We start from the raw sequence: 9515 nt of genomic DNA on the forward strand, positions 1-9515 counted from the left end.
CGGCCTGCGTTACGACGAAAACACCCACCTCAGCAACCGCCAACGCGCCCAAGCAGCCCTCACCGCCGCCTGAGGTTGACAGAAGGTGTCTCATGCCTGCGCCTCGCTGACGCTCGGCTCCGGCATGACCGACCTTGTCGGCTGTGTTGATGTTCGCTCGCTGCGCTCGCTCATGCGGCCTGCAATTGCGCGACCAGATCCCTGATGTGTGCGTCGGCGACGGCGTAACCCGGGAAATAGCAACAGATCCGGTCGGCGACGGCACCGAAGCGCGCCATGATCCCGGCGGCGCATTCTTCGGGCGTGCCGTAGACGGCGAGTGTCTCCAGCATCCGGTGATCGATCAGTTCGGTCATCGCGGTGACCTGGCCGCGCTTGGACAGCGTGTTCAGTTCGGGCTGGAGCTCACCCCAGCCCTCGACATCGAGGACCGGGCGGTAGGCGGGTGTCGATCCGTAGAAGGCGAGCAGCCGGCGGACGCCGGCGGCGGCGGCCTCGAGTTCGCCGGCAGTCCGGCCCATCGCGACGATCACCTGCGGATAGATCGCCAGCTCCGCGGCATCGCGACCGGCGCGCGCCAGGCCCTCGGCGATGGCAGGCTGGGTGCGCTCGGCGAAATGCCGGACACTGTTGAACGGCATGACCAGCAGCCCGTCGGCCACCTCGGCCGCGGTTCTGGTCATGATCGGGCCGAGCGCGCCGAGGCAGATCTCCGGCACGCCATAGGGATTGGGGCCTGGGTCGAAGGTTGGCGGCATCAGGGTGTGCCGGGTGAATTCGCCCTCGAAGCGCAACGGCGTGCCGTGCTGCCAGCAGCCGAGGATGGCCTTGACCGCCAGCACCGCTTCCCGCATCCGTGCTGCCGGCTGCGACCACTGGCCGCCGTACCGCTTGTCGATGTGCGCGCGGGTCTGCGAACCCAGGCCCAGCCGGAACCGGCCGCGGCTGAGCAGATGCAGATCGTAGGCCGCATGCGCCAGGTGCACGGGGCTGCGCGGGAGAGCGATGGCGACGTTGGTCATCAGGTCGACGGGTTCGGCACCGGTCGCCGCCAGGGTCAGCGGCAGGAAGACATCGTGGGGCCCTTCGAAGGTGAACAGGCCGTCGGCGCCGCACGCGATCAATTCGTTTGCCCGCGAGACGGCTTCGTCGGGACGACCGTTCAGCTGGAGATCGATCTTCATTGTTCCGCCGTCCTACCCGCGGCCACCAGCGCGTACAGCGCGTCGGCCATCCTCGACACGAACAGCTCGGCCTCCTCGCTGCCACGCGAGAGCGCGTGGAATGTCGTTGTCCCCGCGAGTATCTCGAAGACGAGTTCGGCATCGGCGCCGGGCGCGATCCGGCCGTCGTCGACCGCGCCGCCGAGCAGCTCGGCGAACGCCTTGCGCACCGGGGCCCCGATCGCCAGCAGCCGCCGCCGCGCCTCCTCCGTCTGCGAATCGGCCAGCAGGCCCGGCACTCCGGCTCGCGCGGCGGGACTGTCCGCGCGAGCGAGGAAGATCCGCACCCAGGTCGCCAGGTCGGCCCGCAGGTTCCCGGTCGGCTCGGGCGGCGCGTGCCCGCCCGGACCGTGAATGGCCTCCTCCAGCAGCGCCTGCCGAGTCGGCCAGCGCCGATAGATCGCAGGCGAGTTCACGCCGGCACGCTTGGCGATCGCCACGATCGTGGTCTGCGGGTACCCCACTTCGGCCAGCAACTGCCGTGCCGCGATGAGCACGGCGAGGTCTTTGTCGGCATCACGCGGCCGACCGGGACGCGGCGAGGTCTCCGAGGTCTCCGAGGTCATAATTACATAGTAACCTGTAACGTTATTATCGCTGTTCGGGTGGGCCCGGCCGATTGCCCGAAAGCCCCGACACTGGCAGGGTGTCGCCGTGGACCCCCTGTTCTCGCCGCTGCGCGTCAGATCGCTGACGCTGCCCAACCGCATCGTCATGTCCCCCATGACCCGGCGGCACTCGCCGGCCGGAGTACCCGGCGCCGACGTCGCCGCCTACTACCGCAGGCGAGCCGACGGCGGCACCGGGCTGGTCATCACCGAGGGCATCGGGATCGATCACCCGACGGCGGTCGACTGTGTGAAAGTGCCTCGGCTGCACGGTGAATCGGCGCTGGCCGGATGGCGCCACGTGGTCGACAGTGTGCACGAGGCGGGCGGCCGGATCGTGCCGCAGCTCTGGCACGTCGGCCCGCTGTGGGGTGCGATGAGTGCGGTGGACCCGACACCGACCCCGCTGCGCCCGTCCGGGCTGTGGGGCCAGGTCGGCCGCACCGGATACCCGCAGCGGTACCTGACCTGGGCTACTACCCCGACCGCCGCGATGACCGAGCGCGACATCGAGGACGTCATCGCCGCCTACGTACGCTCGGCGCGCAATGCCGTCGACGTCGGCTTCGACGGCATCGCCCTGCACGCGGGCCACGGCTACCTCCTCGACGCGTTCCTCTGGGACGCCACCAACCAGCGCACCGACCACTGGGGCGGCGACCTGCGCCGACGGACGAACTTTCCGGTCGAAGTGGTGCGCGCGGTCCGCCGCGCGATCGGCCCCGACCTCCCGATCTTCTACCGGTTCTCCCAGCACAAGCAGCAGGACTACACCGCCCGCATCGCCCGCACCCCGGACGAGCTGGCCGTGATCCTCACCGCCCTGGTCGAGGCGGGCGTCGACGTTCTCGACGCCAGCACCCACCGTTTCGACCAGCCCGCCTTCGACGGCAGCGACCTGACCCTGGCCGGTTGGGCCAAGAAGCTGACCGGGGCGCCGAGCATGGCCGTCGGCAGCATCGGTCTGAGTAAGTCGTTGCGCGAGAACGGCATTCCTGAACCCGCATCGCTCGACGAGGTGTACCGGCGGTTGTCGGACGAGGAGTTCGATCTGGTCGCGATCGGTCGCCTCCATCTGGCCGACCCGGCCCTGGCCAATACCCTCCGCTCCGGCGGCCCGCTCCCCGCGTTCGACCGTGAGCGGCACGCGGGCGTGCTGTTCTGATCCACGGCCTACGGGTCGCGGAGCAGCTGCTCGATCCGTGCGGCGCAGAACGCGGTCACATCGATCTCCGGCGGTAGCTGTAGCCGGTGCGCCATCCGCAGCAGCGGGATACTGAGCAGGACGGCCGCCAGTATCTCGTTGTAGCGCAGGTTGCGCACCGTCATCCCGCTACGTTGCTCGTAGCGAGCGATCGTTTCCTCCCGGGTGGGTGTTCCCGGAAGTCGTTCGGTGTCCTGGTATTCCGAGCACGCCCAATCCAGGAACAGCATCCAGGCGAGGTCGGCCTCATGGTCGCCGATGTAGGCGATCTCCCAGTCGAGGACACCGGTGACCCGGAATTCGCTGTCGTAGAGGATGTTCGACATTCGGGCGTCGCCCCAGCAGAGGGTGACGTGCTCGGGCTCGTAGAGGTTGGCCCGCAACCATTCGGTCGCGCGGCGCAGGGCGGGCGGCTGGGTGTCCGACGCCCACGCCAGCGCGGACTCGATGTAGCCGATGACCTGTTCGAGCGGGGCTGCGCCGAACTGGGGGAACGCCAGGAAGTCCAGATTCAGCGCACGCCAGTCGAGTTGATGGATCTCGGCGATAGTGTCGACACACCCCCACCACATCCGGGCCCGCTCTTCCGGCTCGGCGTCGAAGTACAGCCCGGCGCAGTGATAGGACGGCAGATCGCCGGGCGCGCTGCCCTCGATGCGGTCCATCACGAAATACGGACTGCCGAGCGCGGTTTCCTCACGGTCGAGCCAGCGGACGGCGGGAACGGAGATGGGGGTATCGGCGAGCCGTCGCATGACCAGCACCTGCCGCAGCAGGTCGTAGTCGGGAAACAGCGCCACCTCCGGGGGCCTGCGCAGGACAAGCGATACCGTGGCGTCGTCGGCGGCGAGATCGAACAGGAAGGTTTCGGTGGCCAAGCCGCGCGGACTGGCCGTCCAATTCCGCACCTCGGCCGAATCGGCGCCGGGAAACTGGGTGCGCAGCACCGGTGCCACAGCGAACGGCAGGTCGTCTGCCGTGGGACGTGCGGTCATCAGTATCCCTCGTACCCGTAGCGGGCGTTGCGGCCCATGAACACCATCTCCACCAGGCCGTAGCCGGCCTTGCCGTCATTGCTCTCGACCTTGCAGAAGGTCTCGGTGAGCATGCTGACCTGCCGCAGTTCGTCGGTGTCGTCCAGATCGACGGTGAATCCGTCACTGTAGAACGGGCCTTTCCAGACGCCGGAGGCGTAGCCGCGATACATGTCGTAGCCTGCCAGCCCGGGCCAGAAGTCCGAGATCGGGGTGACGGTGAACGAACGGGTGGTGCCGTCGGCGGCGTTCGCGGTGAAGGCGCCCGCGGACACGATCCGGAAGTCGTCACGGAACTCGAGGTCGTGGGTGACGCTGACGATCGGCACGGTCGGCGCCGCCGCCTCGATGGGCTGCTGGATGGAGCCCTCGAAATGCCAGCGCTGCCCGTCGGCGGTCTCGCGCTGCGCGAAATGCACCAGCTCGTCGTCGAACTGGAAGATGCCCATGAAGTACAGGACGCCCTCGGGGATCTCCGAGGGCTGCAGGCCGCCGCCCTCGGAGAGGCTGCCACCACCGCCGCCGTGCCTGGTACCCCACGAGTGGTCGCGACCGAACCACCAGGTGCTCGGATCGATGTCGATGCGTTCGCCGTCGACCTCGAGCCAGCCGGAGATCTCGCCGTTCTGGTAGTAGCGCCGCGCATCCTCGCGGACCCGGCCGTGGGTGCGGAAGAAGGCGGGTTCCTGCTCGTAGGCGGGGAACTGTCCGGTGAAGTTCAGTTCGAGACGGACACCGTGGTCGTTGTCACCCAGGGTGGCCCGTACCCCGCGCAGCGGCTCGGTGATCTCGTAGCGGTAGGCGCCGACCTGCCAGGCGCCCAGGTCGTCGTAGTTGCCGCCGATCTCCCGCGACAGGCGAGCCACGTGCGCCTTGCCGTCGACAGTGACCATCGCGTAGGCGTCCATCACATTGCGGTTGGGGTAGCGGGCCATGCCGGTCATCACGCTCACCCGGCCGGTGGTGTCGAAGCCGTAGAGCACGATCCGCTCTGTCCAGCGCAAATCGCTCTGGACGACATGGTCGAACGTCGTCGGCAATTGATGGCAGAGCAGTTCGTCCTGGGGCGTCAGCATGGGCGTTTCCTTCGAGAGTGGGGGGTAGAACACGTTTCAAGTTAGCTAATTTGAATACACTATGAAGCGTTTTTGAAAAGATCCCGATCTCGGCTACGCTCGGCCGACGTCGAAGGAGGAGTTATCGGTGAGTGAACGCCACGAGGCCCGACCGGGACCGGGCCGCCCTCGGGACCCGCAACTGGATGATCAGGTGCTACGCGCCACCCAGGAACTGCTGGTGGAGCAAGGTTTTCAGGCCACCACCATCCAGGGGGTCGCGCGGCGGGCCGGTGTCGTCGCCACCTCGATCTACCGTCGGTGGCCGAACAAGATCCACCTCGTCGAGGACGCGATCTTCGCCCTCGACACCGGCATCGTCCCGCAGCCGACGGGCGATATCGGCGCGGATCTGCTCGCGTGGACCCGCCTGTTCTTCGCCGCCGCCACCCATCCCGCGGCCCGGTCGGGCATCCCCGGCCTGCTCTCGGCCTACCACGACGACGAGCAGAGTTACCGCAGGCTGCGCGAACGCGGCGAGGGCCTCGCCCGGGTCGCGCTGCGCGCCACCATCGACGCGGCGATCGACTCCGGTCAGGTCTCCCCCGGCTGCGATCCCGACCTGATCTTCGAATTCCTGCGCGGCGCAACGCTGCTGCGCGCCCTCACCCGCGGCGACGAGGACGGCGAACAATTCTGCCGCCAGACCGCCGCGGCACTGGTCACCCTGGCCGTCCACCACGAAAGTACGACATGAGAACTTGCTATCGCCGTCTGCTCGCCGTGGCGGTGGCCGTGCTGCTGGTGCCCGCCGCCAGCGGCATCGCACAGCCCGACTCCGCGGGGGTCGTGCTGGAAAACCGCGACATCGCCGAGACCGCCGTCGCCCGCGCCACCTGCGCGGGCGACGCGCTACCCGAACCCGGCCTGCAAGGCGACGTACCCGCCGGCGAACGCGACAGCCACAGCAGCACACATGGTTACCGGTGCAACATCAGCCGCATCGGCGGCTACGCGGGCCGCGGCGCCGGGATCACCTCGACTCAATTCGAGCACTGCGTCTATCTGGGCAGCTTCTTCCCCGGCAATCTGCTCGGTCCGGCGCAGGGCGTGCAGGTGGTCGACGTCGCCGATCCAGCGAACCCGGTGCTCACCGCCACGCTCACCGAACCGGCCATGCTGGCGGGAACCTGGGAAAGCCTCAAGGTCAACACCGCGCGAAAGTTGCTGGTGGGCACGGGAGTTCCCGCATTCACCGGGGCCGGGCTGATCTCGGTCTACGACATCTCCGACTGCGCGCACCCGCGCCTGCTGAACCCGGGCCCCGGCACCGATCTGACCCTGCCGGTCCCGATCACGGCACACGAAGGCGGATTCTCTCCCGATGGCCGCACCTATTGGGCCTCGGGCGTCATCCCTGGGATCGTCAGCGCCATCGACCTGACCGATCCGTCCGACCCCCGCGTGATCTGGCAGGGCATGCCTGGCCAGTCCATGCACGGTATGGGCCTGCGCGCCGACGGCAACCGCCTGTATCTCGCCAACAACATGGGCGGGCTGACCATTTTGGACACCTCCGCGGTGCAGCGGCGCGATCCCGATCCGCAAGTGCCGATCCTTGCCCAGCTGACCTGGACCGACGGCTGGGCGACCCAGCAGAACGTCCCCGTCACCTATCACGGGGTGCCCTACCTGTTCAGCGCCGACGAGGCCGGATCCGGCGGCGTCAAACTCATCGATATCTCCGACGACACACATCCGCGCGTGGTGAACACGATCAAGCTGGAGATCAACCTGCCACAGCACCGCGACATTGCGATGGCATCCAGCATGGGCGGCTCACTGTTCGCCTACGACGCCCACTACTGCTCCGCCGACCGCCCGGTGAACCCCACCGCGCTCGCATGTGGCTGGATCTCCTCCGGCATCCGGGTGTTCGACGTGCGCGACCCGTTCCATGTGCGCGAGATCGCCTACTACAACCCGCCCGCGCGTACCGGTCAGAACAGCGAGCTGTGGAACTCCCCGCACGCGCTCGCCTCGATCATCGGAGTTCCGCTGCTCAGCGCGCCCTCGGTGATGCAGGCCGTCGAGTCGGGCGCCTTCGATCCCGAGCAGGCACAGAGCTCGCGCACCGGCGACGTGACCTTCGGCGACCTCTCCACCGACTGGTGCTTCTCCGCTCCCGAGTGGCGCGGCAATCAGCTCTGGGCCGCCTGTGCCGACAACGGGCTGCTCACCTTGGAGTTGTCCCCCGAGGTGTACACCCCACCCGCCGACCAGCACTCGACGGTTGGCTCATGAGCGAACTAGTTGAGTACAGCATCGCGGAGCGATTCGATGAGGGGCGCTGGCCGGGCGACGGGTGGGCGCGAATCATGTGCCAGCGCGCCGTGCGCATGGCGGAGCCGAGCGTCAGCGAGGCGCGGGCATGAGCCGAGGAGTGCTGCTCGGCGCTGCGGGCGCCGCGTCGATCCTGCTCCTGCTGGTGCTCGGCGCGGCCGTACGCCCGCTTGTGGTCCCCGAGACCGCCACTGCCGCACCAATATTGACGTCCACCGAGATCGGCTTCGTACAAGACATGACCGGCCACCATCAGCAGGCGCTGATCCTGGTCGAGCGCCTCGCCCCCGATATCGACCCCACCGTACGGCGGCTGGCCGACCAGATCGCCGATGCCCAGCGCCTGGAGATCGGCATGATGCTCGGCTGGCTCCGGTTGGCCGGGGCGACCCCGACCAACCCGCACCCGATGTCGTGGATGCCCTCCGGTCACCACAGCGCCGCGCCGGCGACCATGCCCGGCATGGCTACCCGCGCCGACCTCGACGCCCTCACTCGGGCACACGGCGCCGAGGCCGAAACGCTGTTTCTACGCCTGATGTATCGCCACCACCAGGGCGGAGTCGCCATGGCCCAGACGTTCGACCAGTTGGCGACCGGCGGCCCGGTCGAACAGGCGGCCCGCGACATGATCAGCACGCAGAGCCAGGAGTCCGGGATCATCGGCCTGCTGATCACCCAGCACGGCGCGACAGCGGCCGGCTGAGTACGTGAACTCAGGCGGGCGCGACCAGCTCGCGGATAGTGGTGCGCACCTCGCCGACTGCCGGGACCGTGGCGAATTCGACCGACTCGTGCCAGAAGTCCGACAGCCGGGCGACCGTGCGGCCGGTGGGGCGGCCGTCCAGCGACAACACCGGACCGACCTGCTCGGCCGCGTGTTCGGGCTCGCCGAGCATCAACTGCAGGCGGGCGGAGGAGATCGCGGCCATCGCCGGTGTCACGAATTCCTGTGCCACCGGAGGGTGAACATCGCCGAAGGCGATCCGTGCCAGGTCGGGTCGGGTGGCGATGAGCTGACGGTAACTTTTGCCGAGTAGCCGCCACTGCTGCCCCGGCCCCGGCCAGTCCCGGCGTGGTCCGAGGAGCATCCCGATCGTGGCCGCGGTGAGGCTGCGGTCGGCGGCGCGATCACCGGCCGCGGTCTCGGCGGCTTCGCAACGGCATTCCGCGGCTACGACGATCGCGCGCTGGAACGCGGCCTGCTCGCCGAGAATGCCGTGCGCGTACGCCTCCAACTCGGCGAGGGCGACCCGCAGCAGCGGCGTCGCCGTCCGACGCGCCAGATATTGGGCGAGCTGAGCTATCTCCAGTCCCTCCGCCGGCCTACCGCTGTCGAGGAGCTGCCAGGTCGACTCGGTGAGGATCGCCGCGGTCAGCAGCGAGTCCCCCGCGGCGTGGGCCAGCCGCGCGGCGACGACCGAGTACCGGCGCGCGGCGGTGATGTCCTCCACGTCCCAGCTCATGGCGGCGGCGATATCGGCCAGCTCCGCGCCGACCCGCAGGGCGCGTCCATACCTGTTCGAGTCCGAAAGCTGCTGCAATCGAGACAGATTCGCGGCCAGCCATGCCGTGACGGCGCGGCGCGGCGTCTGCCCGTCGCCCCATTGCCTGCTACGCGCCCAGGCCGCGAGCTGCTCGGCGGCCGCCAACTCGGTCACAGCGAAGGTGGGGTGCCGAGCGCGCGTGTGCGCGACGGGCGGCAACAGCAGCGACGACAGTTGGCTGGGCAGATCGTCGAGCTCGCTGACCGATTCGACGGTCAGCCGGACGCGCAGGTGAGCCAGCGGCATACCCAGCGCCGACTCGTAGGCGGCTACGTGCTCGGCACGCACCGCGCGGGCGCCGGTCTCGAGCTGGCCCAGGTACGGCTTGGAATAGTTCGTGCGCGCGGCCATGCCTTGCAGGCTGATCCCCGCAGCCGTTCGTGCGACACGCAGCGCCGAGCCGACCTCGCTGATAGCACTACCTTCTTTCATGGCCGGGACCTCCGGGGAACGCTTTCGTCGCTTGTCCTTCGAGGACTGACATGAGACGGCGTCCCCGGG

At 68.7% G+C, this 9515-nt stretch carries 10 protein-coding genes; 5 read left to right on the forward strand and 5 right to left on the reverse strand.

Annotation, left to right across the window (positions count from 1 at the left end):
- Positions 1-170: 170 nt before the first annotated feature.
- Together ACIBI6_RS41065 and ACIBI6_RS41070 are read right to left on the reverse strand one after the other, a co-directional pair.
- A complete protein-coding gene (locus tag ACIBI6_RS41065) occupies positions 171-1184 on the reverse strand; it encodes a TIGR03617 family F420-dependent LLM class oxidoreductase (RefSeq protein WP_364347271.1) in 1014 nt (337 codons plus the stop codon).
- On the reverse strand, positions 1181-1789 hold the full coding sequence (locus ACIBI6_RS41070; RefSeq protein ID WP_396960570.1) for a TetR/AcrR family transcriptional regulator: 609 nt from the start codon (positions 1787-1789) through the stop codon (positions 1181-1183). Before ACIBI6_RS41070 ends, ACIBI6_RS41065 begins: the two co-directional genes overlap by 4 nt.
- A gap of 88 nt (positions 1790-1877) precedes the next feature.
- Between ACIBI6_RS41070 and ACIBI6_RS41075 the strand changes: the two genes are divergently transcribed.
- The gene (locus tag ACIBI6_RS41075; RefSeq protein WP_364347267.1) at positions 1878-2996 is read left to right on the forward strand and encodes an NADH:flavin oxidoreductase; all 1119 of its coding nucleotides are present in this window, start codon (positions 1878-1880) and stop codon (positions 2994-2996) included.
- A gap of 8 nt (positions 2997-3004) precedes the next feature.
- Here ACIBI6_RS41075 and ACIBI6_RS41080 read toward each other — a convergent pair whose 3' ends face one another.
- Both ACIBI6_RS41080 and ACIBI6_RS41085 read right to left on the reverse strand, forming a co-directional pair.
- Positions 3005-4030: a phosphotransferase family protein gene (locus ACIBI6_RS41080; protein WP_396960573.1), complete on the reverse strand. Its 1026-nt coding sequence runs from the start codon at positions 4028-4030 to the stop codon at positions 3005-3007.
- Positions 4030-5145, reverse strand: a complete 1116-nt coding sequence (locus ACIBI6_RS41085; protein ID WP_396960575.1) for a hypothetical protein — start codon at positions 5143-5145, stop codon at positions 4030-4032. The genes ACIBI6_RS41080 and ACIBI6_RS41085 overlap by 1 nt, the downstream gene beginning before the upstream one ends.
- Positions 5146-5272: 127 nt before the next feature.
- Here ACIBI6_RS41085 and ACIBI6_RS41090 point away from each other — a divergent pair, with 127 nt between their 5' ends.
- The 4 genes from ACIBI6_RS41090 to ACIBI6_RS41105 are packed head-to-tail and all read left to right on the forward strand — an operon-like array spanning position 5273 to position 8173.
- Positions 5273-5881 carry a TetR/AcrR family transcriptional regulator gene (locus ACIBI6_RS41090; RefSeq protein WP_364347261.1) on the forward strand — a complete coding sequence of 203 codons (609 nt, stop codon included), beginning with the start codon at positions 5273-5275 and terminating at the stop codon, positions 5879-5881.
- The gene (locus ACIBI6_RS41095) at positions 5878-7428 is read left to right on the forward strand and encodes an LVIVD repeat-containing protein (protein WP_396960577.1); all 1551 of its coding nucleotides are present in this window, start codon (positions 5878-5880) and stop codon (positions 7426-7428) included. Before ACIBI6_RS41090 ends, ACIBI6_RS41095 begins: the two co-directional genes overlap by 4 nt.
- On the forward strand, positions 7425-7559 hold the full coding sequence (locus tag ACIBI6_RS41100; RefSeq protein ID WP_396960579.1) for a hypothetical protein: 135 nt from the start codon (positions 7425-7427) through the stop codon (positions 7557-7559). The genes ACIBI6_RS41095 and ACIBI6_RS41100 overlap by 4 nt, the downstream gene beginning before the upstream one ends.
- Positions 7556-8173: a DUF305 domain-containing protein gene (locus ACIBI6_RS41105; protein ID WP_396960581.1), complete on the forward strand. Its 618-nt coding sequence runs from the start codon at positions 7556-7558 to the stop codon at positions 8171-8173. Before ACIBI6_RS41100 ends, ACIBI6_RS41105 begins: the two co-directional genes overlap by 4 nt.
- A gap of 10 nt (positions 8174-8183) precedes the next feature.
- Here ACIBI6_RS41105 and ACIBI6_RS41110 read toward each other — a convergent pair whose 3' ends face one another.
- Positions 8184-9446: a helix-turn-helix domain-containing protein gene (locus ACIBI6_RS41110; protein ID WP_396960583.1), complete on the reverse strand. Its 1263-nt coding sequence runs from the start codon at positions 9444-9446 to the stop codon at positions 8184-8186.
- Positions 9447-9515 lie beyond the last annotated feature (69 nt).

It is taken from the genome of Nocardia sp. NPDC050412, from assembly GCF_044458825.1.
Lineage (GTDB): Bacteria > Actinomycetota > Actinomycetes > Mycobacteriales > Mycobacteriaceae > Nocardia.